Origin of the sequence: Rhodococcus sp. GA1 (assembly GCF_024321955.1) — a bacterium.
GTDB lineage: Bacteria > Actinomycetota > Actinomycetes > Mycobacteriales > Mycobacteriaceae > Rhodococcus > Rhodococcus pyridinivorans.
In genome coordinates this window covers 3,093,554-3,119,385 of sequence record NZ_CP097186.1, presented here as the reverse complement: position 1 = coordinate 3,119,385, position 25,832 = coordinate 3,093,554, and the positions used below count along the sequence as shown (strand labels likewise).

Sequence of the window (25,832 nt, the reverse complement as noted above, 5' to 3'; positions counted from 1 at the left end):
CCGAACGGGCTCGTGGCTCAGTCGGGCAGGCTCACGTTCGATTCGGCGATTCTTATGGCTACCTCGTCCGGGAAGATGTTCCGGAAGACGAAGGGATCGCGGCCGAGCACCCAGCCCGGCGCCAGCGCGGTCGCGTAGCGCTCGAAATATCCGAGCTGCTTCCCGAACAACACGAGTTCCTCGGGCGTCGACGTGTTCCACTTGCGGCCGAGCGAGACGAGCGCACCGATCAGTTCGCTGAGCCGCAACTCCCCCACGTCCTGACCGAGCAGCGGACCGAAGATCTCGGCAACCTGCCGGCCGACCGCCGCGTCGTCGACGTCGAGGTCGGCGGCGACACCGAGCGCCCGCACACTCTGCGCGACCGCCGTGAAGTCCCCGTCGAGCAGGGCCGCGCGGAACAACGCCCGCAGCAGCGCGCGCCACTTCTCGGGCAGTTCGCCGACGATGCCGAAGTCGAGCAGCGCGACACGTCCGTCGTCGAGCAGCCAGAGATTGCCCGCGTGCACGTCGCCGTGGAACGGGCCGTGACAGAGCACCGCCTCCATCCACACCTTCACTCCGCGGCGCACGAGCAGGGAGGTGTCGAGATCGTCCTGGCCCGGCACCACCCGGTCGACGGGCTTGCCCTGCAGGCGCTCCATGCAGATCACCCGCGGACCGCACCACTGCCAGTACACCTCGGGCACCGTGACGTAGACGTTGTCGCCGAACGCGGAGATGTTGCGGCGGAAACGATCCTGACGATCCGCTTCGACCGCCGCGTTGAGCTCGGTCATCGTCGCGTTGTAGAGATCGCGGATGATCCCCGGAGTGTTCGCGATACGGAAGAACTCGAAGAGCTGCAGCAGCTTCGCGCCCATGTAGGCGGCGCGCAGATCGACGAGCATGCGGTGCGCGATCCCCGGTCGCTGCACCTTCACCACGGCCCGTCGGCCGTCGCGCAGCACGCACCCGTGCACCTGGGCCACGGACGCCGCGGCGAGCGGCACATCGTCGAACGACTCGAACATCTCGTCGATGCGGTGTCCGAGATCCTCCTCGATCACCGCGCGGGCCTGCTCGGAAGGGAAGGTCGGCACGTCGTCGAGCATGCGCAGGCACGCGTCGGCGAGGGCCGCGGGGAACAGTCCGGGTGACGACGCGATGAGCTGGCCCAGCTTCACGAAGGTCGGCCCGAGATGTTCGAAGGCGTCGACGGTGCCGTGCGCGGCCGCTTCGACGACGCTGTGCTGCCGGGGCCGGACGGTCCACCGCAACACCGCCCACACCACGAAGGCGATCAGGACGGCGGCGACGACCACGGCCCGTCCGAGCTCGGCCGGCCCGAACCGGTCGAGCGGAGGCCGCTCGACGTCCAGTGCCCCGGGTGGAAGGACGTCGGCGAAGGGGCCGACGGGCCCGTTGCGCTCGGGCCTGCTGTGACCCCGCGCTCCGGATACGCCTTCGCGCAGCGTGTACTCGTGCACGACCTGTCCCCACTCCGTCCACCACGCGCTCACCTCGGCGCGACTTCGTGCACGGTACCTGCATCCGGCGCCCCGATCGAGACCCGGCGATCATCTGTCTTCTGTCGGTGCCCCCGACTACTCTCTGACGGGTAGCGGATTCGGGTCCGACCAGCCGGGGGTATCGCGCTCATGACCGAACAACTGCTCGAAGAATCTGCCGGTTCGACATCGACGTCGACCGATTTCATGGAACTCGCCGAGCCGTTCCGTCGCGAACTGCTCGCCCACTGTTATCGCATGAGCGGGTCGCTGCACGATGCGGAAGACCTGGTCCAGGAGACCTACCTGCGCGCCTGGCGCGGTTACGAGAACTTCGGGGGCCGCTCCTCACTGCGCACGTGGCTGCACCGTATCGCCACCAACGTGTGCCTGACGGCGCTCGAAGGTCGTAGCCGTCGGCCGTTGCCCACCGGGCTCGGCGCGCCCCGTTCCGATCCCACCGACGATCTGGTCACCCGTCCCGAGGTGCCGTGGCTCGAGCCGTTCCCCGTGGGGTACGCCACCGACGATCCGTCGGATCCCGCCACCATCGCTGCATCCCGCGATTCCGTCCGCCTCGCGTTCGTCGCTGCTCTGCAGCACCTGTCCGCCCGCCAGCGCGCGGTCCTGCTGCTCCGCGAGGTCCTGCAGTGGCGCGCCACCGAGGTCGCGGCCGCGCTCGACACGTCGACGGCGGCGGTCAACAGTCTTCTGCAGCGGGCACGTGCGCAGCTGAAGGACGCCCAGGTCCGGGACGACGACCTCGCCGAACCCGACAGCGCCGAGACGAAGGCGTTACTGCAGCGCTGGGTCGACGGCTTCGAGAAGTACGACATCGATTCGCTCGTCGAGATGCTCACCCAGGACGCCGTCTGGGAGATGCCGCCCTTCGAAGGCTGGTACCAGGGCCCCGAGGCGATCGTCACCCTCATCAAGGAGAACTGCCCCGCGAAGGGTCCCGGCGACCAGATACTGCTTCCCACCGTGGCCAACGGCCAGCCGGCGTTCGGGCTGTACATGCGAGGGGAGGACGGCCGCCACCACCCTTTCCAACTGCAGGTGCTCGACATCGTCGACAGTAGGGTCGCGCACGCCACCGTCTTCTTCTCCGACGACACCACGGCGTTGTTCGCGCGATTCGGGCTGCCGGAGGACCCGGCAGCCCGCTGACGGTCGCGGTCAGGCTTCTGCGGTGGCGTTCTCCTCGGCGTCCTCCGGAGCCCAGGCCTGCGCCGCAGCCGACATGTCCATCCACATGACCTCCCAGACATGGCCGTCGAGGTCGCGGAAGGCCCGCTGGTACGCGTAGTCGCCCATGTCCTCCTTCGCCTTCTCGGCCCCGGTCGTCACCCATTCGCTGCCGCCGGCCGCGATCGCGCCGTCGACGAGCGCGTCGACGCCGTCGCGACTGTCGGCCGAGACGCACATCAGCGCCTCATGCGCCTTCGTGGTGTCGCAGATGTCGTCGTTGATGAAGTCGCGGAATCGCGGCTTCTCGAGCAACATCACGTAGGTCTGCTCGTTGATCTCCAGGCACGCGGTGTTCTCGTCGCAGAACATGTCGTTGAAGGTGAATCCGAGCGTGTCGAAGAATGCGCGGGTGGCGGTGATGTTCTCGACGGCGAGATTGACGAACAGCATGCGCGACATGGTTTCTCCTGTGGTCGGCCCGTCCTGTGCGGGACGCGGTGCGGGTGTCACCGATACAGACCGGCCGCCCCGTGAGAACTCATCGCGCACCCCGAGATTTCTCGGCGCGGTGTGGTCGTCACTGTTTACCGAGCACCCAGACCGGGCCCGTGATCAGCCAGATCACCGTGATCGTGGCGAGGGTGGGGAAGATTCCGTACAGCGCCGAGGCCTGTTCGCCGTTCGCGACGGTCGACCCGAGCCCGAGCACGGCTGCCGCACTGATCCCGGCCGCGAGCAGCCATCGCCCGAAGTCCACACATTCCTTGCGGAAGGCCTCCGGGCCCTCCTTCGGAGCGCGTTCCGGTTTCGGACCACCCGCGAGGTGATAGGCGAACCGCCGGTCGGCCCACCGGACGACGCTCGGCCCGAAGGCGACACTCGCACCGAGATAGATACCCGCGGCGCGGTGGACCCAGCCGACCTCCGCCCCGTTGTGCAGATCCACCGCGACGGCCGCGAGCAGAACGACGTCGATCAGCGGGATCAGGGCGAGCAGCACCGTGCCCGTCCTCCGGAGCCGGAGCAGATACCGGCACACGAGGCCGGCCGCGAGCACGACCCAGAACGCGATCTCGCACCCGACGATGAAAGCGGCGATGTGGCTGAACATGACCTCAGAATCGCGCGCACATCCCCCCGCGCGCGTCGCCCGATGGGCGGCAAATGCCTCATCACTTCGGGTGACGCCGACCCTGATCCTCCCCCGGTTGTGGTCGAATCGTTGCCGTGGACAACCGTGAATCCGAGATTCGAGTGGGATTCGTGAACCCGCGCTACAACTCCCTGCTCGTCGCCCTCGCGTACTTCGCGGGTGGCTCGCTGTTGTACGCCCTGGATCTCGGTGTGCTCGTCGAGGATCGGCCGCCGCAGCCGCTGTGGGTGTGGCTGGTTCTGCTCGCGTGCGTGTGTGCACCGATGACGATGCGCCGCACGCGACCGCTTCTCGCACTCCTGCTGGGCACGGTTCCGGTACTGGTCGACCTCGTCGTCGGCCCTTCGCTGCCGGTCTGGATCGCATACGGCGACCTGCTGTACACCGCAACGCTCTTCGGCTCGGCGCGGACCAGTCGCTTCCTCGAACGCGCCCCGTTGGTCCCGATCGTCGTCGGCGCCGTCGCGCTCGGTGTGTACTTCGGAGAACTGCGCATCGCCGTATGGGCCGTGTCGATCGCCGCGCTCGTGATCGTCGTCCCGATCTGGTGGGCCCGATCCGTCCGCACACATCGGGACGCCGCCGAGATCGAACGGGCACGCGCCGAGGCTCTCTCGCGGGTCGCGGAACTGGACCGTCGCGCCGCCATCACCACCGAGCGGCAGCGTCTGGCCCGCGACCTGCACGATGTCGTGGCTGGGCACCTGTCGTCGATCGCGATCCAGAGCGAGGCCGCGCTCCGCCTCCGCGATTCCGATCCCGACCGAGCGCTGACCGTGCTCGAGTCCGTGCGCTCCGGCAGCGTGGCCGCCCTGCAGGAGATGCAGTCGATGGTGCGTCTGCTGCGCAGCGACGACACCGACGAGATCACCACCGCGGGTCGCCTCGCCGACCTCGAACCGCTCACCGCCTCCGCACGCGCCGCCGGCACCTCCGTCCGGATCGACGGTCGTCCACCCGCAGACCTCGACGCGGAGGTCGATCTCACGGCCTACCGCATCGTCCAGGAGACCCTGACGAACGCGGTCAAGCATGCACCCGGACGGCCGGTGACCCTTCGTTTCGACGACGCCGACGGCCGCCTCGGGATCGAGGTGGTGAACCCGATCGGCGACCCGGACACCCCGGACCCGTCACCGGCCCGCGGCGCCGGGCACGGCCTGCGCAACATCGCCGAACGCGCCGCCGCGGTGGGCGGGCACGCCCGCTCCGGTCGCGACGGGAACGAATGGAGGACATACGTGCAACTGCCGATCGCGAACAGGAGTACGACGTGACGATCAGGGTGTTGCTCGCCGACGACCACAGCGCCATCCGCGCGGGCCTGCGGCTCCTGCTCCACACGAGCGAGGACATCGAGGTGGTGGGCGAAGCCGCCGACGGTGCCGTCGCGGTGTCGCAGACGCGCGCCCTCGCCCCGGATGTCGTCCTCATGGACATCCGCATGCCGCACGTCGACGGGATCGCCGCGACCCGCACCATCACGGAGGAGACGAGTGCCCGGGTGCTGGTGCTGACGAGTTTCGAGATCGACGAGTACGTCTTCGAGAGTCTTCGGGCCGGAGCGGCCGGATACCTCCTCAAGACCGCCTCGGCGGATGCCATGCTCGACGCGATCCGGGCGGTGCACTCCGGGGAGTCCGTGCTCTCACCGCAGATCACGCGAACCGTCATCGACGCGTTTGTCTCGAAATCGACTCGGCGGGAGGATGTTCCGGACGGTCCGGATATCGACGCCCTCACCGCACGCGAACAGGAGGTCTTCACGTGCCTGGGCGAGGGATTGTCCAACCGCCAGATCGCCACTCGCCTCGGCATCGGTGAGAACACGGCGAAGACACACGTCGCCCGGGTGCTCCACAAACTCGGGCTGCAATCGCGGATCCAGGCGGCCATCCTCGCCCGGGACATGCCCGACCATCAGCTCTAGGATCGGGGATGCACCAGGATTCGACAACCGACTCCGAAAGCGCGGGAAAAACAATGACCGGCACTTCCGATCACGACGACCTGCTGCTCAGCGACGCCGAACGCATGCACGCGTTGAACGCACTCGGCGAACACTACGCCGCGGGCCGGCTCGACAGCGCCGAGTTCTACGAACGATCCGGAGAGATATCTTCGGCGCGAACGTTTTCGGCGTTGCTCCCCTCCTTCCGGGGGCTACCCGGCGGTGTTCCCCTCGAACAGGTCGACGGTCACATCCGGATGACCCACGACTCCTCCGCGCCGGCGGTCAGCCACGACAGCTCCTCTGCGACGGCACCCCAGTCCCCGGAGGACGAACTGGCCTCGCTCCGCGAACGGGGCAGCATGGTCGAGACGCTGGACTGGATCATCATCGGCGTCACGCTCGTGACCTTCCTCGTCCTGCAGATCGCTCTCGACTGGAGCTACGCGTGGATCGTGTGGCCGTCGCTGATCGTCACGCTCAGCGTTCCGCGGTTGATCCTGAAGTACAGCGACGACGACGAGAAGGTCTACGAAGAGCTCAAGAAGTCGGAGGCCGCCGAACGGAAGAAGCGGCTCGAGGAGGCGTCGAAGCGGATCCGGGAACTCGAGGGTCGTCGCGGTCCGGAGACGCCACGGAGCTGAAGCGACCGACAGTCACGGAGCTGAGCCGAGGGGTGACCGCAGAGCGGGGTCGACCGGTGATCGCGGACCGGGACGAACCACTCCCCGATTGCTCTTTATTGCGCTGTTCCTGGTAGAAGCAAGGAATGGCAATCGAGACCGCACAGTTCACCGTCGATCGTCCGGGTCGTTTCATGGGCGTCGGCATCGAGGTCGCCGACGACGCGTCGGTCTCGGTCACCCAGTCCGTCGGATCGCACCTGTTCGACCACCGCGGGCAGACCACGCTCGCCTCCATCGGCGTCTTCACCGACGTCGCCGCGGGCGCACCCGCCGGTATCGCGCGATTCGCGGAGACCGGTGAGCGACCGCAGAGCGTGCTGTCGCACGTGACGGCGACGCTCGCCCACCCCTTCCCCGCCTCGGGGGCCCTCGTCGGTCACGGCAGCAGCCTGTTCTTCGACGAGTCCACCGCCGTGTCGGGCACCGACGTGCGCGACGAGCAGGGTGCTCTCGTCGCGCACCTGGTCGGCCGCTCCATCGTCGTCGGGCGCACGCCGATGGAACTCGGCGCCGAGGCGTCGGAGGCCGTGCCGGAGCGGGACGAGCCGGAACCGTGGTCCGATGTGGCGATCCTGGCCGAACTGCCCGGCCTCGACATCGTCACGGGCATCTCCACCGGGACTCTTCCGCGCGGACCGCTCGCCGGGCTGCTCGGACTCGAGGTGACAGCCGCCGAGCGCGGCGTCGTGCAGGCCCGGCTGTCGCCGCGCGAGTGGATGGCCAACGTGATCGGTTCGGTGCAGGGCGGTGTGCTCGTGTCGATGGCGGAGGCCGTCACCGGCCTGGCCGCACAGACGCTGACCGGCATCGATCAGGACTATCGCGTGCTGGAGATCGGCCTCGACTACCTCCGCTCGCCCGCCGTCCCCGGGCCGGTCATCGAACTGCGATCCGAAGCGGTGCGGGCCGGACGGCGACTCGCGTCCTTCGAGACGACGCTGTGCGCCGCCGACGGCACCGTCTACGTGCGCGCACACGCCAACGTCCAGCTGTTCCCCCGCGCGTAACGGATTCGCGGGAATCTCCCAGCTCTCTCGCACCGTGCCTCGAGCGTCCGGACGCACGATGGTCGGAACGAGGACGCACGGAGGAGAGATCATGAACGAGGACGGGCGAGCCGTACACCGAGCACAGCGGCCGCGACACTCGCAACGACACCGACTCGATCCACGACCCGACGGGGACGACGGTCACCGCACGTGAGGGTGACCGGGTCCTCGCCGCGGTCAACGTGGGTGTCGACGTCTGATCACGCTGCTCTGCGCGCGGCCGTCACCGCCGCGGCGCCGAGCCTCGGGAACCGGCCGTCGGAGATCGTGGTGAAGGTGTTGCCCATGCGGTTGGTGACGAACGCGACCGACAGTCCGGTCTCCGGGTCGGCGAACGCTCCCGAGCCGCCGAAGCCGTAGTGGCCGACCGACCGCAGCGGCTGCTGCCTCAGGGCGACCCATCCGGGGTGGTAACCCAGCCGCCAGTTGGGCCGGATGCCGAGGACGTAGTCGCGTCGCCGGGTCTGCACTTCGAGCAACTGGCCGACGGTGTCCTCCTTCAACAGGCGGGCACCGTCGATCGCTCCGCCGTTCGCGATCGCCGCGTACATGCGGGCCAGGGCCCGAGCGGTGAACACACCGTTCCATCCCGGCATGACGGCGTCGTGCGCGGACGGACTGCGCATCAACTCGTCGAAGCCCTCCGCCATGCCTGCCTCGGCGAGACCCCGCACGCCCGGCGCGTGCGACAGCACCGCCGACGCCGTCGTCCACGGTGCCGGCAGGAAGTTGACCTTGGGGAACACCCGGGCGATGCGGTGCCGTTGGTCCTCGGGCACGTGGTACCAGAACTCGTCCGTGCCGAGCGGCTCGGCGATCTCGGTGCGCACGAGTTCCTGGAAGGACACCCCGGTCACGCGCGATGCGATCTCGGCGACGAGGTTGCCGTAGGTGACGGCGTGATAACCCGGCCCGTGGAAACGTCGTGGATCGGGTGGGGAGGCGGCGAGCGCGGCGGCCACCGCCTCTGAATCGAGCAGTCCTTCCCTGCCGGGCACGAGACCGCGGGACCTGTGCAGTCCGGCGCGATGCGACATGAGCTGTCGCAGGGTGATCGTCTCCTTGCCGGCCGCGGCGAACTCCGGCCAGTACTCGGCCACGGCTGCGTCGTAGTCGAGCAGGCCACGCTCGGCGAGGCGGTGCACCACCGTGCTGGCCACCCCCTTGCCGGTGGAGAACGACAGCACCACGGTGTCGCGGGTCCACCGCTTGTCGCGCGCGGCCCAGCCCGCCCAGATGTCGAGGACGGGTTCGCCGTGGAGATAGCAGGCGAGAGCGCCGCCGCCCTGGCTCGGCTTGTAGAACATCCGGAAGAACAGATCCGCGACAGGCATGAAGCGCGGATCGACCAGCATCTGTGTGGACGGGGTCGCCACGGGCGGCTCCGTCGTGGAACCTTCGGTCATGAGGGCGATGGTAGGAGTATGTAAACGCTCCCGAGGGTGTTCTCCCACTTCCGCGGCGGTCCGGTCCGCAGGGTGACTGCACGACCTGTCCTTCCGGTGTAAGGATGGGAGCATGACCCTCGCGCAGAACTCGGAGATTCGCTCCGGCATCGATCTCGGACACGTCGACGAACGGGTCCGCCCCCAGGACGACCTCTTCGAACACGTGAACGGCCGATGGCTCGCCGAACACGAGATCCCCGCCGACCGCGCGCTCGACGGAGCCTTCCGCACGCTCGCCGACAAGGCCGAGGTCGACGTGCGGACCATCATCGAAGAGGCCGCGGCGTCCGGCGCCGAGCCGGGCACCGACGCCCAGAAGATCGGCGACCTGTACACCTCGTTCATGGACACCGCGACGATCGAGGCAGCCGGTCTCGATCCGATCCGCGGGGAACTCCGGGCGGTCTCCGGCGCTGCCGACCGCGCCGCGCTCGCGGCAGTACTGGGCGGGTTGCAGCGCGCCGGCGTGACGGGTGCGCTCGCACACTACGTCGACACCGATTCGAAGAACTCCGAGCGGTACCTGATGCACGTTTCGCAGGGCGGGCTCGGGCTGCCCGACGAGTCGTACTACCGCGAGGACCGCTACGCCGAGATCCGTGACCAGTACACCGCCCACATCGGCCGGATGTTCGCCCTCGCCGACCTGCCCTACGACGCGGCGAAGGTGGTCGCGCTCGAGACGAGGCTGGCCGCTGGGCACTGGGACGTCGTCAAGCGTCGCGACGCCGACCTGAGTTACAACCTGCTCACCCTCGACTCGCTGCGCACCGATCTTCCGCAGTTCGACTGGACGGGATGGATCACCGCGACCGGCGCGACCACCGAACAGTGGGCCGAGATCGTCGTTCGTCAGCCGAGCTTCCTCGAGACGTTCGCGACGTTGTGGGCCGACGAGGACCTCGACGACTGGAAGGCCTGGGCGGTGTGGCGGGTGCTGCGCGCGCGGGCTCCGTACCTGTCCGAGGCGTTCGTCGACGAGAACTTCGCGTTCTACGGCCGCACGCTCACCGGTACGCAGGAGATCCGCGACCGCTGGAAGCGCGGTGTGTCGCTCGTGCAGGACCTGCTCGGCGAGGCCGTCGGAAAGCTCTACGTCGAACGGCACTTCCCCGCCGAGGCGAAGACGCGCATGCAGGTGCTCGTCGACAATCTCACCGAGGCGTACCGGCAGTCCATCACCGACCTCGAATGGATGAGCCCGGCCACGCGCGAGGCCGCGCTGCGCAAGCTCGAGAAGTTCACCCCCAAGGTCGGCTATCCCGACACCTGGCGCGACTACTCCGCTGTGACGATCACCCCGGACGACGTGGTGGGCAACTACCGCAGCGGGTACGCCGCGGAATACGACCGCGATCTCGGCAAGCTCGGTGGTCCGGTCGATCGCGGCGAGTGGTTCATGACCCCGCAGACGGTCAACGCCTACTACAACCCGGGGATGAACGAGATCGTCTTCCCCGCCGCGATTCTCCAGCCCCCGTTCTTCGACCTGCATGCCGACGACGCCGCGAACTACGGCGGTATCGGCGCGGTCATCGGGCACGAGATCGGCCACGGATTCGACGATCAGGGCGCGAAGTACGACGGCGACGGCAATCTGGAGAACTGGTGGACCGATTCGGACCGCGAGGAGTTCGGCAAGCGCACCGCGGCCCTCATCGCGCAGTACGACGAGTTCGAGCCGAAGGCCCTTCCCGGACAGCGTGTCAACGGCAGCTTCACGATCGGCGAGAACATCGGTGATCTCGGTGGCCTGTCGATCGCGTTGAAGGCCTACGAGATCGCGCTCGACGGCAAGCCCGCGCCCGTCATCGACGGCCTGACCGGACTGCAGCGCGTGTTCTTCGGGTGGGCGCAGGTGTGGCGTACGAAGGTTCGCGACGAGGAGGCGTCACGACGCCTCGCCGTCGACCCGCACTCGCCGCCGGAGTTCCGCTGCAACGGCGTGATCCGCAACATCGACGCGTTCTACGAGGCGTTCGGCGTCACCGAGGGCGACAGGCTGTATCTCGATCCTTCGGAGCGCGTGCGCATCTGGTAACTCCACGCACGACTCTGCCCCGACGCGGACAGCGTCGGGGCAGTGGTCGTTTCGGGGGCGTTCGTTTCGGGGGCCGTTCTCGGGCTGTCGCCTACCGGATCAGCCGAGGTGCGAGCTCGGCACCGGAACGCCGCGCGCGTGGAACCACGGGATGGGGTCGACCTTGGCGCCGCCCGGCTGCCACACCTCGTAGTGCAGGTGCGGGCCGGTGGACTGGCCGCGGTTGCCCATTGTGGCGATCTGCTCACCGGCGCGGACGTGCTGGCCGACCGAGACGAGGGACTGATCGATGTGGCCGTAGACACCGGTCGTGCCGTCGTCCTGCGCGATGCGCACCCACAGGCCGAAGCCCGAGGCCGGACCGGATTCGATCACGACGCCGTCGGTGACGGAGAGGATGGGCGTGCCGATCGAGTTGGCGACGTCGATACCGTTGTGGTTGGTCCCCCAGCGCGGACCGTAGCCCGAGGTCAGCGTTCCTGCAGCGGGGAAGGCGAGCGCGGGGCGACGCGCGGCCTCCTCACGAGCGGCCTGCTCGGCGGCCTCGCGGGCGATCCGCTCGGCCTCGGCACGCTGTGCTGCCTCCTGGGCAGCGATCGCCTCGACGACACGCTGTGCTTCCCTCTCGGCGGCGCGGTTCAGCTTCTCGGTGTAGTGGGATGCGTCGACACCGGCGACCTTCAGCACCTGCGGTGCGGTCGAGAGGTTCTCCCCGGCGCCCGTCCATGCGGTGGCGGACTCGACGCGGACCCGGTCGCCTGCGGCGTTCGCGACCGTCGTTCCGCCGACGGTGACGGCGCTCGCGAGGACCGCGACTGCCATCCACCTGCCGGCGCGGGTTGCGCGCCGTCGCAGATCGGTGGCTTCTCGGGTGTGGGTGGATTCAGGATTTCGGATCACAGCAGTTTCCTCTGGGACAGGCCCTCGGTAACGAAAGGGTCACGATTCCATCACAGAGTACTTCGACCTTTGACGACCTCAGCGTGTCGACTTGACTCCAAACCGACCGGTATCGGACAAAAAGCGCCCGATTTGCCCTACTCGATTCACATCGCCACCATCGACCTCACGCGTTGGTCGCAAAACCGGGGTGAACCGTGAGTGACGTCACGCCATCGGATAACGGGGAACAATCTCCGAGGGGGTATCGAGGCGGTATTGCGGCCCCAGCCGAGAGAGCCCTACCGCACCGCGAAACGCAGACCGAAATTGTCGAACGTCGCGGGCAGCGGACGCGCCGGATCCGGCTTCATATCCGACACCACGGTGAACTCGGCGGACCGGAGCAGAGTCGCAAGGAAGGTGCTCGCCGCGAACAGCACGATGCTGCGCCCGGGGCACACCGTCGGTCCGGCGCTGAACGGCACGAGCGCGGGATAGCGCTCGGCGCGGCCGTCGAGCCAGATCTCGGGTTCGAAGGTGTCGGCGAACGGCAGGTCGTCGGAGCGGTGGAAGGCCGAGGACAGGATCACGAAGCCCGTACCGGCGGGAATCGTGGAGGTACCACCCGCACCGTCGCTCCACGTGGTCTCTTCCACGGAGTCCCGGAGGATCACCGGAGTGGTCGGCCACAGCCGGGTCGTGTCCAGCACGCAGGCCCGCAGGTACTCGTAGACCTGCGGTGTCCCGGCTTCGGTTCCCGACAATTCCGACTCGACGCGCAGACGCTGCTCGGAATGGGTCGACAACACCGCCAGGGTTCGGGCGCTGACCATGCCTGCGGCGTCGAACGCGAACAACCAGTGCGGCATCTGCCCGATCGGGTCGACGGACGCCGGCGCTGCGAGGTCCCGGACCACCCCGGCCAGACTCTGGGACGGAGCCGCCGTGACATGACGGTGCAGGTTCTGGGTGAACCGATCGCGCAGGCGGTGCCGGAGCGGATGCGCGAACGACCAGTTCCCGTTCGAGCGCAGCGTCCACAACTGGTCGGTGATGCTCTCGTCGTCGCGGGCGGCGTCGCCGAACGCGAGTCGCCGAACGAGGCGCCACCAGGTCTTCACGAAATCCGGGGCGTCGAGTTCACCGCGCGACCTCGCATGCTCGAGCAGATCCTGCGCCTCCTGCTCGATCACGGGAACCCATTCGGCCGCGAGACGGTGCAGGGCGTGTTCCGGTTCGAGGACCGACTCGTTGAACGCGCGTCGCTGGGCGCGGATGTTCCCTCGGGAGATGAGCACACCGTTGGGCTGGAACGGGCTGAGTGCGGCCACCTTCTCCTTGTTGGCCGCAGTGAACGATGCCGTGTCGGTGCGCAGGATCCGGTCCACATCCTCGGGCGTCAGGACGATCGCGAGGGTGCGGCCGGGGATCGGCACGACCACCGGTCCGTCACCGTGCCGCTTCCGTAGATCGGCGACCAGGCGGACGACGCCGGCATCGGATTGGTTCTTCTCGAGCAGCTTCATCGCCCAACGCCGACGAGCGATCGGTCCCACCGCCACGAACGGCACGGCCACCTGCCCGAGGAGCCGAGCGGCGTCGGTGGGCGAAACGGTCGCGGTCGTTGCAGGCACAGGTGCTCCCGGCGTCGGAGGGGCAGGACTTGTGAAGGCTTCCCGTCGGGAGCACATCCAAACGTCCGTCCGGACCCGCAGAGGGAGATCACCGCAACCCCGGAACGAGCAGGCTTGCACGGTCCGCGGACAGAAGCACGCCTTCGGACGGCGTGCAACTGTCTTCAGGGCGCGCAAACGTTCGGCGCTGCAGTGACAACTACCCGTCCCGATTTCCCCTGTGCCCTATTTTCCGCGCGCCTGCTTGCCGCGAGAGCACCTTGTCGGCCGCCTCCCAGTGCGCATCGAACAGATCGCCACGACCGTCGGAAAACCCTGCGACGGTGTGGAAGTGAGCATCGCCGACGACAGCGAGGTGCTAATCCGCGGATACAACGTGATGCAGGGCTATCTCGACGATCCCGGAGGCCACCGCCGCAACCGTCGACTCCGCAGCGGGCCGGCGTGAGCGGGCACGGTTATGCCTCGTCGGTACGCCCGCTCAGCAGATTGTCCGCCTGACTGTCGACTCGGGTATCCGCCGAGGCACTGACCTCGATCGCAGGGGGGACCAAAGTGAAGAACGGTTCTGTCGACCCCAAGCCGGACGCTCACGACGAGCCGCCGGCGAAGATACGGCGCGCCATCGGTGCGTCGGCCATGGGTAATTTCACCGAGTGGTTCGACTACGGCGTCTATGCCTACACGGCCACCTACATCGCCGATTCGTTCTTCCCCGGCGATCTCGAATCCGCGACACTGCTCACGCTGGGTGTCTTTGCGGTCTCCTTCGTCATGCGGCCGCTGGGCGGTTTCGTGTGGGGTCCACTCGGCGACCGGTTGGGTCGGCGCCAGATCCTGGCGCTCACCATCCTGTTGATGGGTGGTTCGACGGTTCTGCTCGGCGCGGTCCCGTCGTACGAGTCGATCGGGTTCTGGGCACCTCTGCTGCTCGTGCTGTTGCGCATGATCCAGGGGTTCTCCACCGGCGGTGAGTACGGTGGCGCAGCGACTTTCATGGCCGAGTACTCCCCCGACCACAAACGTGGCTTCTACGGTAGTTTCCTCGAGTTCGGCACGCTGGGTGGTTTCTCCGTCGGTGCGTTCCTCGTCCTGATGATCGATCTGATGTCCACCGATGCGTTCATGTCGACCTGGGGTTGGCGCCTGCCGTTCTTCGTCGCCGGCCCGCTCGCTCTGGTAGGCCTCTACCTTCGTTCGAAGCTCGACGAGACGCCGGTCTTCAAGGAACTGGAGGAGGCGCACCAGGAGGAGGCCAGCGTCGGCGCCGAGTTCAAGGACCTGCTCACCCGCTACTGGCGACCGATCATCACGATGATGGGTCTGGTCATCGCGCTGAACGTCTGCAACTACACGTTGCTGAGCTACATGTCGACCTATCTCGAGGACCGGATCGGTCTGACGACCACTTCGGCACTGATCCTGGTGTTGATCGGTCAGCTCGCGATGATGGCGGTCATCCCGTTCTCCGGCTCCTTGTCGGACCGCATCGGGCGCAAGCCCCTCTGGGCGACGTCGCTGGGTGGTCTGTTCGTTCTCGCCGTGCCGATGTACATGTTGATGTCGGTGGGCTTCGGCTGGGCGATCCTCGGCTTCACCGTGCTCGGCCTGCTGTACGTGATGCAGTTGTCGACCATCTCGGCGACCTTCCCCGCGATGTTCCCCACGCAGGTCCGGTTCGCCGGGTTCGCGATCTCGTACAACGTGGCCACCTCGATCTTCGGAGGTACGGCTCCCGCGATCAACGAATGGCTCGTCGAGCGGACCGGCAACGATCTCATGCCGGCCTTCTACATGATGGGCGCGTGCGCGGTCGGTCTCGTCGCCCTCTACTTCGTGGCGGAGACCGCGGGCGCATCGCTGCGGGGACGCGGTATCCCGGGTATCGATACCGAAGCACGCCCCGCGGCCTTGTCCCATCACTGATGTTGCCCCGGTTCGAGGTTCGAGGTTCGGAGACGGCTCGTGAATCGACGACCCGGTCGTCGATGTGGACGGTGGCACCGTCTCGGCCTTCCTGCTGTGGTTCGAACACGACCGGCTGTGGGAGATCCTCGTCGGGATGTTCCTGTTCGGCGTCGGCATGGGCACGACCTACGCCGCGATGCCCGCGCTCATCGCACGCAGCGTGGCCGACACCGAGCTCGGCAGCGCCGTCAGTTTCAACCAGGTCCTCCGCACCGTCGGCGGCGCCTTCGGCAGTGCCCTGTCCGGCGCCGTCCTTGCCGCACACATGGGCGCCGACCTGCATCCGACCGACGGAGGCATCACGCTCGCGTTCGCCCTCGGGGCGTGCGGCAGCGTGATCGTGTTCGCCGCGCTCGCGGTCAACCATGTCCGGTCGCTCCGTCGATCCGATACCTCGGCGAGCACGCCGGCCCTTCGCGGTGCCGATCTGCGCCGCTGACCGGATACCGCCGATACGCGAAGGTCGTCGCGTCGCTCTTCCTCCCGTCGACTCCACCGACCCATCGTCGGCGTGAAGTCACCCATCGGACATTCCGACGATGAACACATCCCGTGCCCGTACCCGAACTTTCCGAGGCTCGAGTACGGGCATGTTGTCGCTTCTGCGGTTACACACATTTCAAGATCGAACACAGCACATCGATCGTCGTCACGTTATCCATCACAAGTCCGAAATGCACGAAAGATCCTCTCGCGCCCAACTTTCGAACCCGTGGTTGGATGTGCGGTCGAGATACGGACTCGAGCGCGCGACGCCGCGTGGCGAAGCCGAACTCCATCACAGCCACCGCCTGCCCCGGGAGGAACCATGACCGACATCGAGACGAAGAACTTCTTCACCGATCCGGAACTCGTCGAGGACCCGTACCCCTACTACGACGCCCTGCGCGAGGGATGCCCGGTCACGCGCGAACCCCACCACAACGTCATGATGGTCACCGGCTACGAAGAGGCGATCCAGGTCCTGAGCGACGAGCAGACCTTCTCGTCGTGCATCTCGGTGACCGGTCCGTTCTCCGGCCTTCCGGCCTGCCCCGAGAGCGACGACATCACCGACTTCATCGAGGAGCACCGCCCCTCGCTGCCGATGAACGACCAGCTCCCCACCATGGATCCCCCGCAGCACACCGACCATCGCGGCCTGCTGATGCGGCTCATCACGCCCAAGCGCCTCAAGGAGAACGAGGCCTTCATCGAGCGCATCGCCGACCGCCTCCTCGACGATCTGCTCGCCCGAGGCGAGGGCGACTACATCACCGGCTTCGCCGCTCCGTTCGCGATGCTCGTCATCGCCGACCTGCTGGGCGTGCCGGAGAGTGACCATCAAGAATTCATCGAGGGCCTGAAGATCCAAGTGGAGAAAGGCTTCTCGCTCGGCAGCACCGAGGGTGAGACGCTGAAGCTCAACCCGCTCGAGTTCCTGTACAAGAAGTTCGGCCAGTACATCGAGGACCGCCGCGCGAACCCCACCGACGACGTGCTGACGGGCCTCGCCACCGCAACCTTCCCCGACGGCACCCTGCCGCCCGTCGACGACGTCCTGCGTATCGCCGCGAACGTGTTCTCCGCCGGCCAGGAGACCACCGTGCGTCTGTTGAGTTCCGCGTTGCGGATCATCGCCGAGCAGCCCGAACTTCAGAAGACCCTGCGCAGCGAGCCCGATCGCATCCCGAACTTCATCGAAGAGACGCTGCGTTTCGAGAGCCCGATCAAGGGCGACTTCCGGCTCGCGAAGACCCCCACCACCGTCGGCGGGGTCGACGTCTCGGCCGGCACGATCATGATGCTGGTCAACGGCGCCGCCAACCGCGACCCGCGCCAGTTCTCCGACCCGAACGAGTTCGACATCGATCGCCGCAACGCACGCACCCACATCGCGTTCGGTCGCGGCGTGCACTCGTGTCCTGGCGCCCCGCTCGCCCGAACCGAAGGACGCGTGGGCATCGCGCGCCTGCTCGAGCGCACCAGCGAGATCCGGATCTCCGAGAAAGTGCACGGCCCCGAGGACGACCGGAAGTTCGGTTACCTGCCGACCTTCATCCTGCGCGGCCTGCTCGCCCTGCACCTCGAGTACACGCCGGCGGAAGGTGAGTCGAAGTGAAGGTCGTCGTCGACGACGACGCCTGCCGCGGACACGGCGTCTGCCTCGCGGCCTGCCCGGAGGTCTTCGACCTGAGCGACGGCGGATACGCCGTCACCCTGATGTCCGAGGTCCCGGCCGAACACCAGGACTCCGTGCGGGAGGCCGCAGGGGGTTGCCCCGAAAGGGCGATCCGGCTCGACTGAGATCAGAGCGCGCCGTTCTTCGACGGGTCCGGCGTCCGGCCGGGTGCGCTCCGATCCCCGCGTTGGTTGTCAGGATGTCTCACGGCCATCCTGACAACCAGCGAATTGCCGCAGCGGATGGCGAGAACGGCAGCGGATTCCGTCCCGGGTGCGCATTCCGACTTGCCTCTTTCCGGCCCCGAATCAGCCGTATCGGGATGAGAACAAGGTTTCTTTTTCTGATAGCAACAGTCTCGAGTCGGGACGGAAAGCGGAAGGACGGCCCCGCGTTGCCTCCCTATCCTCCGGTACAGTGTCCCCATGTCCACTCCACGCGACACAGGGCGATCCGGGCAGTGACGGGCGCCAGCGAAGAGCCGGCCTGGAAGCAGCGCGCGGTGGAGCGTTCCATCCGGACCGCGAAGCTGCGCGCCGAGCAGCGCGTTCAGCGCTTTCTCGATGCCGCACAGGCGATCATCGCGGAAAAGGGCAGCACCGACTTCACGGTTCAGGAAGTTGTCGACCGGTCGAAGCAGTCGCTTCGCAGCTTCTACCTACAATTCGACGGTAAGCACGAGCTGTTGCTGGCACTCTTCGAGGATGCTCTGAGCCGCTCTGCCGATCAGATCCGTGCCGCTGCCGTCGACGAGAAGGATCCTCTCGATCAGCTGCGCGTCGCAGTGGAACTGCTGTTCGAGTCGTCCCGACCCGATCCGGCGGCCCCGCGACCCCTGTTCACCGACCTCGCGCCGCAGCTGGTGCTCACCCATCCTGCCGAGGTGAAGGTCGCACACGCACCGATGCTCACGCTGTTCACGGAGCTGATGGAGAAGGTCGATGCCGAGGGCAGCCTTCGCGAGGGAACGAACGCGAAGCGAATGGCCGCCATGACAATGCAGACCGTGATGTCCATTGCCCAGTCGAGCGGTGGCGACGACACCACGACCCTTCTCATCTCGGCCGACGAGGTATGGAGTTTCTGCTCGCAGGGATTCGCCGCCCGCTGACGAGAGCAGCATTCTCGAACAGCAAAGTTCATCCCTCTCGCTCGGTGATCACGAGAAGCCGATCCCCGTCTCCATCCGTGTTCGGCCCCGGTATAGGGATGTCGCCGTTCTCGTCGGAAGTCGCCGGCTGCCGAGGCCCGGTCGCGTCGGCGGGGTCGACCCACTCGAGGGTCGCCTCCTCCGGTACCAACGCAGGATCGAGCCGGATCGTGCGCTGCGTCGGAAGGTAGACGACGGCGAGTGAACCGTCGGGTGTCCGGGCAGCGGTGACGTACTCGTCGTCGAGAACGTCGATCATCTCGTCACTCGTCCACGGGGTGCCGCGACCTGCGACGACGAGCGGTTCGTCGATATCCGGCACGAGCTCCCACCACGGCCACGACTGCCACAGTTCACGTATCGCTCGCAGCTGTGCGACAGCGGGAGTATCCAGACGGGTTTCCCACCCGTCCGGGAACTCCCAGTCGTCGGAACCCCGGAACTCGCCGGGCGAACCGGAGGTCAGTGCCCACAACGCCTGACGTCGGAGTGTCTCGTCGGTGGTCGGTGCCGTGTCCTCCTGGTTGTTCTCACCTTCGTAGTTGCCCTCCGAGAACAGTGCGGGTCGCGGGTCGCGGGTTCCGTCGGCACGCTCGTAGGCCTGCAGGACGGCCTGATAGGTGGGCGCGTAGGTGTAGACGAAGTTCCAGTCCACGACCGGTTCCCAGAACGGGTGATCCGTGGACAGCAGCTTGTCCCACCCCAGTTGGATCGTGAACGGTGCGTCGGAGCCGGCATCACGGATCCCGTCGAGCATCGCGTGCAGCACGAGATCCGACTCGGCACCGGCCGCGAGATCCTCCGCCTCCGGTGAGTAGTCCCCGCCGGTCATCCAGACGATGTTCGGGAATTCCGCGTACCGCTGCGCGAACCGCCGTCCGTACTCGAAGGCCTGTTCCGGCGTGGTCGACGCGAAGACGTGGGTGAGGTTCCATCCGTCCATCGGATACAGGAATACCGTGTTCCCGTGGCGGCACGCGATCCGGAGGTAGTCGTCGACACGCGACCAGTACACCTCGTTCCACTGCGTGATGTCGCCGTCGACGAACGGTTCGATGCCGTCGAAGGTGGCGCCTTCGTAGCTCGGGCCGCCGTTCACCGGCACGACGATCGCCGACATGATCGAGGCATTGAACCCGTTGATCTCGCGGTCGGTGAAATACAACTCGGCCTGCTCGGGCGACCAGTCGGCCATCCCCGACCACGGCGAGTCGCCGCGGACGAGGACGGGATCACCGTATTGATCCTCGAAATGGCGGCCATCGGCGCCGACGGACGAGACGAAGCGGTGGTCGGCGGCATCGCAGGCCGCTTCGACCGCCGGGACGTTCGTCCGCTGTTCCTGCTCTCCCGCGTTCGAACAGGCCGCGACCAGCAGCAACACCATCACAAGGACTGCCTGTTTCATCGTCACCCCACCGCGCCCGTGGTACGTCCAGGCTACGGAGGAGATCGTGGCTCCGAGCGAAAACACGGAACCCGTCGTCGGCGACAACCCGCGCTGGGGACTTCTTCCTCGACAAGGACCGACGTTCAATTCCGACGGACGCGGACGGCGGTGCCGGCGCACAGCACGACGACGGCACCGCCCGCAAACACTGCCCATGTCAATGGTTCTCCCAGCAGCCAGGCGGCCCAGCCGACCGTCATGATCGGCTGGGTCAGTTGCACCTGCCCGACCCGAGCCATCGGCCCGATGGCCAGACCTCGGTACCACGCGAAGAACCCGAGGAACATGCTGACGATGCCGAGGTACGCGAACGACGCCCAGTGCGTCACCCCACCCTGCGGCGGTCCGTCGGCGAGCGAGACCAGGGTGAGTGTCACCATCAACGGTGACCCCAGCACCAGTGCCCACGAGATCGTCTGCCACGCACCGATCTCCCGCGCCAGCAGCCCGCCTTCTGCGTAACCGACGGCGGCGGCGACCACTGCGCCGAGCAACAGCAGATCGGCTCGACCGAATCCCGCGGCACCTCCGCCACGCAGGCCCGCGAAGGCCATGACGGCGACCGTCCCCGCACCCGCCGCGACCCAGAACGGGGTGGGCGGCCGTTCGTGGGCCCGCAACACCGCGACCACCGCGGTCGCAGCCGGAAGGATCGCGATGACGATCGCGCTGTGGTTCGCCGGTGCCATGGTCAGGGCGTACGAGGTGAGCATGGGGAATCCGATCACCACCCCACCTGTGACGACGGCGATCCTGCGCCACTGATGCGTGTTCGGGAGTCGTTGCCCCGTGAGCGCGAGCGCCAGAGCGGCGAGAACCGCCGCGACGACCGCGCGGCCGGCGGCGACGAACAGCGGTGACATCGCCCCGTTCTCGACGGCGATGCGGGTGAGCGGCACGGTCAGGGAGAAGCCTGCGACGCCGAGCAGACCCCAGGCGAGCCCGCGAGGATCGGACGATAGCACTGGCCTGCCGGACACGATAGCGCTACTCTTCAATCTCATGTCGAACAGTAGCAGTTCCCAGCTCGTCGCGGAACTGACCCGGTGGATCGCCACCGCAGCACCCGGCGCCCGGTTGCCGTCGACGAGATCGCTCGTCGCGCAGTACGGCGTCAGCCCCGTCACGGTGCAGAAAGCATTGAAGACACTCCAGACCCGGGGTCTCGTGGAGAGTCGCACCGGTGTGGGAACCTTCGTCCGCCGGATCCGCACGTCGAACACGATCGATCACAGCTGGCAGACGGAAGCGCTCGGAACGGCTCCCTCGTTGCCTCGCGCCTCCGCCGCCCTGCGCACCGTGTCCAACGATGTGGTCTCACTCCACTCCGGCTATCCCGACCGCACGCTGCTTCCCGAACGCCTTGTCCGCGGAGCATATTCACGCGCAGCCCGCAGCGACGCCGCCGTAGGACGGACACCTGCTGCAGGACTTCCCGAACTGCAGGAGTGGTTCGCCGCGGAGCTGTCGGAAGCGACGAACGCGCGCACGGCCCCGCCGTCCGCGGGCGACGTGATCATCACCCCCGGCAGTCAGAGCGGGCTCGGGTCGATCTTCCGCGCACTCGTCGGCGCCGGTAATCCCCTCATCGTGGAGTCACCGACCTATTGGGGTGCAATTCTCGCGGCCACGAAGGCCGGCGTGCAGCTCGTACCGGTTTCCAGCGGACCCAACGGGCCCGATCCCGACGAATTGGCCCGCGCCTTCGATCGGACCCGGGCCCGCGCCTTCTACGCACAACCGAACTTCGCGAATCCCACCGGGGCGCAATGGCCGTCGTCGACCGGCGAGCGGGTCCTCGACGTCGTGCGCGATGCGGGAGCGTTCGTCATCGAGGACGACTGGGCCCACGACTTCGGGATCTCGGCCTCGTCCGTTCCGCTGTTCGCCCGCGACGATTCGGGCCACGTCGTCTATGTCCGCTCCCTGACCAAGAGTGTCGCGCCGTCGGTGCGGGTCGCGGCGATCGTCGCGCGTGGACCGGCTCGCGAACGCATCCTCGCCGACGTGCAGGCCGAATCCGTCTATGTGAGCGGCGTTCTCCAGACGGTCGCGCTCGACGTCGTCACCCAGCCGGCATGGCAGACCCATCTGCGGGCGGTGCGGCGCGAGCTCGAATCGCGCCGCAACCTTCTCGTGAGCGAACTTCGTGAGCTCGCACCGGATGTGGCTGTCGACGGGCTACCGTCCGGTGGGCTCAACCTGTGGGGCAGGCTCCCGGACGACGTCGACGCCGAGGCCGTCGCGCACGAGTGCGAGGCCGCCGGGGTGCTCGTCGCGGCAGGTGACGAGTGGTTCCCGGCGGAGCCCACCGGTCAGTACCTCCGGCTCAACTACGCAGGACCGAATCCGGCGGCCTTCCGGGAGGCCGCGCGGGTCATCGGGAAAGTCGTCTCCGGCGGGTGAGGGCGAGCGGACGTCACCGGCTCGTGCGGCGCCGGCGGGCCTTCCTCACCCGGGTGCGTTCGTCCTCTGTGAGCCCACCCCAGATCCCGTAGCGTTCACCGGAATCGAGGGCGTACTGCAGGCACTTCTCCCGCACCGGACAACGAGCGCAGACCTTCTTGGCCGAAGCCATCCGGTTCTCCCTCGCGTCGCCCCGCTCGTTGTCCGGGTGGAAGAACAACGATCCGTCTGCGTCGCGACAAGCCGCGTCCATCTGCCAATCCCATTCCTCGGTAACGGGAGGCGGCAGATAGAGCAACTTCAGCGCGGGCATGTCTTACCTCCCTCCGTTGCGCAGGGTGCGGTAGACCTCGATCAGGTGGTCGGTGGACGCGTCGCCGGTCTCTGGGATCTCGTCGCCGGCGAGCACCGTCTGCAGGGCGGTGGCCTGGGTCTTGCCGAGTTCGACGCCCCACTGGTCGAACGAGTCGATCCCCCACACGACGCCTTGGACGAAGGTCTGATGTTCGTAGAAGGCGATGATCTGCCCGACCACCGACGGGGTCAGTTCCGGGGCGAGGATCGTCGTCGACGGCCGATCCCCGGGCATCACCTTGTGCGCCACCAACGCCTCGTCGACGCCGTCGGCGCGGACCTCGTCGGCATCACGCCCGAAGGCCAACACTTTGGCCTGGGCGAACATGTTCGCCAGCAACAACACCTGCATGCTGGTCCGCCCGTCGCGGGCGGGCAGGTCGTCGCCGCTACGGGCCAGGCCGAGAAAGTCGACGGGGACGATCTCGGTGCCCTGGTGCAACAGCTGGAAGAAGGCGTGCTGACCGTTGGTACCGGGCTCACCCCAGAACACCTCCCCGGTCGGACACACCACCGGTGTGCCGTCGGCGCGCACGGATTTGCCGTTCGATTCCATGGTCAGCTGCTGCAGATAGGCCGGCAGCCGCGCCAGATCCTGCGCATAGGGCACCACCGCCCGCGAGCGGTGGCCGAGGACGCTCGCATTCCACACCCCGATCAACCCGGCCAGCAACGGTGCGTTCTGTGCCGGGGCGGTGGTGGCGAAGTGGGTGTCGATGGTGTGCATGCCGGCGAGGAACTCGGCGAACCGCTCGCGTCCGATGGCGCACATCACCGCCAGCCCGATCGCCGAGCCGACCGAATAACGGCCGCCGACCCAGTCCCAGAATTCGAACATGTTCGCCGGGTCGATGCCGAACTCGACCACCCGCTCGGTGTGCGTCGACACCGCGACGAAATGCTTCGCCACCGCATCTTCCCCGAGGGCGTCGACGAGCCAGCGGCGGGCGGCGGTGGCGTTGGAGAGGGTTTCGAGGGTGGAAAACGTCTTCGACGCGACGATGAACACGGTCGTCGCCGGGTCCAGGTCGGCCAGTGCCGCGGTCAGATCGGCGGGGTCGACGTTGGAGACGAACCGCGTCGCCGGCCCGTCGTGGAAGCGCCGCAGTGCGCGGGTGACCATCGCCGGGCCGAGATCGGAGCCGCCGATGCCGATGTTGACCACCGTGGTGATCTGCTGCCCGGTGGCGCCGCGCCAGTCGCCGCTGCGGAGGCGGTCGGTGAACTCGCCCATCCGGTCGAGCACGGCATGGACATCGGCGACGACATCGACCCCGTCGACGATCAACTGCGCATCGCGTGGCAGACGCAGGGCGGTGTGCAGCACCGCCCGATCCTCGGTGACGTTGATGTGCGCACCCGAGAGCATCGCCTCCCGAGCCGCGGCCACACCCGTCTGCTCCGCCAGCTGGAGGAGCAGTTCGAGAGTGCGACCGGTGAGACGTTGTTTGCTGAAGTCGACCACCAGATCCCCGGCGTGCGAGGTCAACGCCTGCGCGCGCTGCGGTTCGATCGCGAACAGCTCCCGCAGGGACACCGCGGCGATCTCGTCGCGATGGGCATCGAGGGCTCGCCAGGCCTCCGTGGTCGTCACATCCTGTGTTTCCGTATCCATGTTTCTGCCAACGCCTTTCGTCACGCCAGTGCGCGCAGGCGCGGGGCGAGGTCGCGCTCGAACAACTCCAGGAACCGCTTCTGATCATGACCCGGCGCATGGAACACCAGATGATTCAACCCCGCATCGACATACGCCCTGACCTGCTCGACCGCCTCGTCCGGATCCGACGCCACGATCCACCGCTTGGCGACCTGCTCGATCGGCAACGCATCCGCCGCCGCCTCCATCTCCATCGGATCATCGATCGAATGCTTCTGCTCCGGCGTGAGCGACAGCGGTGCCCAGAAGCGGGTGTTCTCCAACGCCTTGTCCGGATCGGTGTCGTACGAGATCTTGATCTCGATCATCTTGTCGATCCCCGCGACATCCCGCTCCGCCTTCTCCGCCCCCTCGGCGACGGCCGGCAACAGCTTGTCGGTGTAGAGCTCCATGCCCTTGCCGGAGGTGCAGATGAACCCGTCCCCCGCGCGTCCGGCATAGCGGGCCACGACCGGGCCGCCGGCGGCGACGTAGACCGGGATGCCGCCTTCGGGCACGTCGTAGATCGACGCCCCCTTGGTGGTGTAGTACTCGCCCTCGAAATCGACCCGGTCTCCGCGCCACAGCTCACGCATCAACCGCACCGATTCGCGCAGCCGGGCGAAGCGTTCCTTGAACTCCGGCCACTGGCCGGCGTAGCCGGTGGCGATCTCGTTGAGTGCTTCGCCGGTGCCGACCCCGAGGAAGATCCGTCCCGGATACAGACACCCCATCGTCGCGAAGGCCTGCGCGATCACCGCCGGGTTGTACCGGAACGTCGGCGTGAGCACACTCGTGCCCAGCTGCAACCTTTCGGTGCGCTCCCCCACGGCGGTCATCCACGCCAACGAGAACGGCGCATGCCCACCGTTGTGCCGCCACGGCTGGAAATGATCCGACACCGTCGCCGAATCCATCCCGTGCGCCTCGGCCAACACACCCAACTCCACCAGCTCGCGCGGCCCGAACTGCTCCGCCGACGCCTTGTATCCCAACTTCAGCATTACCGTGCAACCTCCGAACAACGTGGTGCCAGCGAAACGATCACGCACTATCGCGCAAATCCTGCACGAAATCATGCACACTGAGCGCAGACAGTGTCAATATCCACGCAAAGGTGTGTCGCCCGTGCGTTATGGTCGTGCACCGACCCCCGACCACGGCGTCCGAGTACCCAGAAAT

The 25,832-nt window shown here is 67.3% G+C and carries 22 protein-coding genes and 1 pseudogene; 12 read left to right on the top strand and 11 right to left on the bottom strand.

Features of this window, described 5'->3' with window-relative positions:
• Positions 1-17: 17 nt before the first annotated feature.
• Complete coding sequence (locus M3330_RS14820) at positions 18-1,454, bottom strand: AarF/ABC1/UbiB kinase family protein (protein WP_051121662.1); 1,437 nt, start codon at positions 1,452-1,454, stop codon at positions 18-20.
• A 186-nt stretch (positions 1,455-1,640) separates the two neighbouring features.
• Between M3330_RS14820 and M3330_RS14815 the strand changes: the two genes are divergently transcribed.
• Positions 1,641-2,660, top strand: a complete 1,020-nt coding sequence (locus M3330_RS14815; protein WP_303627209.1) for a sigma-70 family RNA polymerase sigma factor — start codon at positions 1,641-1,643, stop codon at positions 2,658-2,660.
• Between the two features lie 9 nt (positions 2,661-2,669).
• Here M3330_RS14815 and M3330_RS14810 read toward each other — a convergent pair whose 3' ends face one another.
• Both M3330_RS14810 and M3330_RS14805 read right to left on the bottom strand, forming a co-directional pair.
• Positions 2,670-3,140 carry a VOC family protein gene (locus M3330_RS14810; protein WP_255025220.1) on the bottom strand — a complete coding sequence of 157 codons (471 nt, stop codon included), beginning with the start codon at positions 3,138-3,140 and terminating at the stop codon, positions 2,670-2,672.
• Positions 3,141-3,258: 118 nt separating this feature from the next.
• A complete protein-coding gene (locus M3330_RS14805) occupies positions 3,259-3,792 on the bottom strand; it encodes a hypothetical protein (RefSeq protein WP_039585044.1) in 534 nt (177 codons plus the stop codon).
• Positions 3,793-3,935: 143 nt separating this feature from the next.
• Between M3330_RS14805 and M3330_RS14800 the strand changes: the two genes are divergently transcribed.
• The 4 genes from M3330_RS14800 to M3330_RS14785 all read left to right on the top strand — a co-directional run bounded on the left by M3330_RS14800 (position 3,936) and on the right by M3330_RS14785 (position 7,478).
• Positions 3,936-5,111: a sensor histidine kinase gene (locus M3330_RS14800; RefSeq protein ID WP_255025219.1), complete on the top strand. Its 1,176-nt coding sequence runs from the start codon at positions 3,936-3,938 to the stop codon at positions 5,109-5,111.
• A complete protein-coding gene (locus M3330_RS14795; protein WP_019290820.1) occupies positions 5,108-5,764 on the top strand; it encodes a response regulator transcription factor in 657 nt (218 codons plus the stop codon). Before M3330_RS14800 ends, M3330_RS14795 begins: the two co-directional genes overlap by 4 nt.
• Before the next feature lie 53 nt (positions 5,765-5,817).
• Entirely contained in the window at positions 5,818-6,429 is a 612-nt protein-coding gene (locus M3330_RS14790; RefSeq protein ID WP_006553741.1) for a DUF1707 domain-containing protein, read from the top strand.
• A 125-nt stretch (positions 6,430-6,554) separates the two neighbouring features.
• The gene (locus M3330_RS14785; RefSeq protein ID WP_019290818.1) at positions 6,555-7,478 is read left to right on the top strand and encodes a PaaI family thioesterase; all 924 of its coding nucleotides are present in this window, start codon (positions 6,555-6,557) and stop codon (positions 7,476-7,478) included.
• A 242-nt stretch (positions 7,479-7,720) separates the two neighbouring features.
• Here M3330_RS14785 and M3330_RS14780 read toward each other — a convergent pair whose 3' ends face one another.
• The gene (locus M3330_RS14780; protein WP_019290817.1) at positions 7,721-8,926 is read right to left on the bottom strand and encodes a serine hydrolase domain-containing protein; all 1,206 of its coding nucleotides are present in this window, start codon (positions 8,924-8,926) and stop codon (positions 7,721-7,723) included.
• A 112-nt stretch (positions 8,927-9,038) separates the two neighbouring features.
• On the opposite strand from M3330_RS14780, the gene M3330_RS14775 reads away from it, so the two are divergent.
• Positions 9,039-11,009, top strand: a complete 1,971-nt coding sequence (locus M3330_RS14775) for a M13 family metallopeptidase (RefSeq protein WP_006553744.1) — start codon at positions 9,039-9,041, stop codon at positions 11,007-11,009.
• Between the two features lie 99 nt (positions 11,010-11,108).
• Here M3330_RS14775 and M3330_RS14770 read toward each other — a convergent pair whose 3' ends face one another.
• Both M3330_RS14770 and M3330_RS14765 read right to left on the bottom strand, forming a co-directional pair.
• A complete protein-coding gene (locus M3330_RS14770) occupies positions 11,109-11,831 on the bottom strand; it encodes a M23 family metallopeptidase (protein ID WP_006553745.1) in 723 nt (240 codons plus the stop codon).
• A 359-nt stretch (positions 11,832-12,190) separates the two neighbouring features.
• Positions 12,191-13,525, bottom strand: a complete 1,335-nt coding sequence (locus M3330_RS14765; RefSeq protein WP_033096344.1) for a cytochrome P450 — start codon at positions 13,523-13,525, stop codon at positions 12,191-12,193.
• A gap of 639 nt (positions 13,526-14,164) precedes the next feature.
• Between M3330_RS14765 and M3330_RS14760 the strand changes: the two genes are divergently transcribed.
• From M3330_RS14760 to M3330_RS14740, 5 genes and pseudogenes are all read left to right on the top strand, one after another.
• Complete coding sequence (locus M3330_RS14760) at positions 14,165-15,451, top strand: MFS transporter (protein WP_255028917.1); 1,287 nt, start codon at positions 14,165-14,167, stop codon at positions 15,449-15,451.
• Between the two features lie 76 nt (positions 15,452-15,527).
• Positions 15,528-15,932, top strand: a pseudogene (locus M3330_RS14755) (MFS transporter); the annotation flags it as partial.
• Between the two features lie 369 nt (positions 15,933-16,301).
• Positions 16,302-17,594 (top strand): cytochrome P450, encoded by a 1,293-nt coding sequence (locus tag M3330_RS14750; RefSeq protein WP_006553750.1) that lies wholly within the window; start codon positions 16,302-16,304, stop codon positions 17,592-17,594.
• The gene (locus M3330_RS14745; protein WP_006553751.1) at positions 17,591-17,779 is read left to right on the top strand and encodes a ferredoxin; all 189 of its coding nucleotides are present in this window, start codon (positions 17,591-17,593) and stop codon (positions 17,777-17,779) included. Before M3330_RS14750 ends, M3330_RS14745 begins: the two co-directional genes overlap by 4 nt.
• 335 nt (positions 17,780-18,114) lie before the next feature.
• The gene (locus M3330_RS14740) at positions 18,115-18,765 is read left to right on the top strand and encodes a TetR/AcrR family transcriptional regulator (RefSeq protein WP_006553752.1); all 651 of its coding nucleotides are present in this window, start codon (positions 18,115-18,117) and stop codon (positions 18,763-18,765) included.
• Positions 18,766-18,793: 28 nt separating this feature from the next.
• On the opposite strand, the gene M3330_RS14735 is transcribed toward M3330_RS14740, so the two are convergent.
• Together M3330_RS14735 and M3330_RS14730 are read right to left on the bottom strand one after the other, a co-directional pair.
• Positions 18,794-20,212 carry a DUF4038 domain-containing protein gene (locus M3330_RS14735; protein WP_255025202.1) on the bottom strand — a complete coding sequence of 473 codons (1,419 nt, stop codon included), beginning with the start codon at positions 20,210-20,212 and terminating at the stop codon, positions 18,794-18,796.
• Positions 20,213-20,337: 125 nt separating this feature from the next.
• On the bottom strand, positions 20,338-21,219 hold the full coding sequence (locus M3330_RS14730) for a DMT family transporter (RefSeq protein WP_006553753.1): 882 nt from the start codon (positions 21,217-21,219) through the stop codon (positions 20,338-20,340).
• Positions 21,220-21,256: 37 nt separating this feature from the next.
• Here M3330_RS14730 and M3330_RS14725 point away from each other — a divergent pair, with 37 nt between their 5' ends.
• The gene (locus M3330_RS14725; RefSeq protein ID WP_006553754.1) at positions 21,257-22,660 is read left to right on the top strand and encodes a PLP-dependent aminotransferase family protein; all 1,404 of its coding nucleotides are present in this window, start codon (positions 21,257-21,259) and stop codon (positions 22,658-22,660) included.
• 13 nt (positions 22,661-22,673) lie between these two features.
• On the opposite strand, the gene M3330_RS14720 is transcribed toward M3330_RS14725, so the two are convergent.
• The 3 genes from M3330_RS14720 to fgd are packed head-to-tail and all read right to left on the bottom strand — an operon-like array spanning position 22,674 to position 25,654.
• Positions 22,674-22,973 (bottom strand): WhiB family transcriptional regulator, encoded by a 300-nt coding sequence (locus M3330_RS14720; protein WP_006553755.1) that lies wholly within the window; start codon positions 22,971-22,973, stop codon positions 22,674-22,676.
• Between the two features lie 3 nt (positions 22,974-22,976).
• Positions 22,977-24,629 carry a glucose-6-phosphate isomerase gene (pgi, locus tag M3330_RS14715; protein WP_255025197.1) on the bottom strand — a complete coding sequence of 551 codons (1,653 nt, stop codon included), beginning with the start codon at positions 24,627-24,629 and terminating at the stop codon, positions 22,977-22,979.
• Positions 24,630-24,649: 20 nt separating this feature from the next.
• A complete protein-coding gene (gene fgd / locus M3330_RS14710; RefSeq protein ID WP_138844654.1) occupies positions 24,650-25,654 on the bottom strand; it encodes a glucose-6-phosphate dehydrogenase (coenzyme-F420) in 1,005 nt (334 codons plus the stop codon).
• Positions 25,655-25,832 lie beyond the last annotated feature (178 nt).

What these genes read in the sequence shown, in the direction of transcription:
- M3330_RS14750 (WP_006553750.1), top strand. Translation starts at nt 16,302, where the DNA reads ATGACCGACATCGAGACGAAGAACTTCTTCACCGATCCGGAACTCGTC.
- M3330_RS14790 (WP_006553741.1), top strand. Translation starts at nt 5,818, where the DNA reads ATGACCGGCACTTCCGATCACGACGACCTGCTGCTCAGCGACGCCGAA.
- M3330_RS14735 (WP_255025202.1), bottom strand. Translation starts at nt 20,212, where the DNA reads ATGAAACAGGCAGTCCTTGTGATGGTGTTGCTGCTGGTCGCGGCCTGT.
- M3330_RS14775 (WP_006553744.1), top strand. Translation starts at nt 9,039, where the DNA reads ATGACCCTCGCGCAGAACTCGGAGATTCGCTCCGGCATCGATCTCGGA.
- M3330_RS14780 (WP_019290817.1), bottom strand. Translation starts at nt 8,926, where the DNA reads ATGACCGAAGGTTCCACGACGGAGCCGCCCGTGGCGACCCCGTCCACA.
- fgd (WP_138844654.1), bottom strand. Translation starts at nt 25,654, where the DNA reads ATGCTGAAGTTGGGATACAAGGCGTCGGCGGAGCAGTTCGGGCCGCGC.
- M3330_RS14805 (WP_039585044.1), bottom strand. Translation starts at nt 3,792, where the DNA reads ATGTTCAGCCACATCGCCGCTTTCATCGTCGGGTGCGAGATCGCGTTC.
- M3330_RS14725 (WP_006553754.1), top strand. Translation starts at nt 21,257, where the DNA reads ATGTCGAACAGTAGCAGTTCCCAGCTCGTCGCGGAACTGACCCGGTGG.
- M3330_RS14810 (WP_255025220.1), bottom strand. Translation starts at nt 3,140, where the DNA reads ATGTCGCGCATGCTGTTCGTCAATCTCGCCGTCGAGAACATCACCGCC.
- pgi (WP_255025197.1), bottom strand. Translation starts at nt 24,629, where the DNA reads ATGGATACGGAAACACAGGATGTGACGACCACGGAGGCCTGGCGAGCC.
- M3330_RS14770 (WP_006553745.1), bottom strand. Translation starts at nt 11,831, where the DNA reads ATGGCAGTCGCGGTCCTCGCGAGCGCCGTCACCGTCGGCGGAACGACG.
- M3330_RS14720 (WP_006553755.1), bottom strand. Translation starts at nt 22,973, where the DNA reads ATGCCCGCGCTGAAGTTGCTCTATCTGCCGCCTCCCGTTACCGAGGAA.
- M3330_RS14760 (WP_255028917.1), top strand. Translation starts at nt 14,165, where the DNA reads ATGGGTAATTTCACCGAGTGGTTCGACTACGGCGTCTATGCCTACACG.
- M3330_RS14785 (WP_019290818.1), top strand. Translation starts at nt 6,555, where the DNA reads ATGGCAATCGAGACCGCACAGTTCACCGTCGATCGTCCGGGTCGTTTC.
- M3330_RS14815 (WP_303627209.1), top strand. Translation starts at nt 1,641, where the DNA reads ATGACCGAACAACTGCTCGAAGAATCTGCCGGTTCGACATCGACGTCG.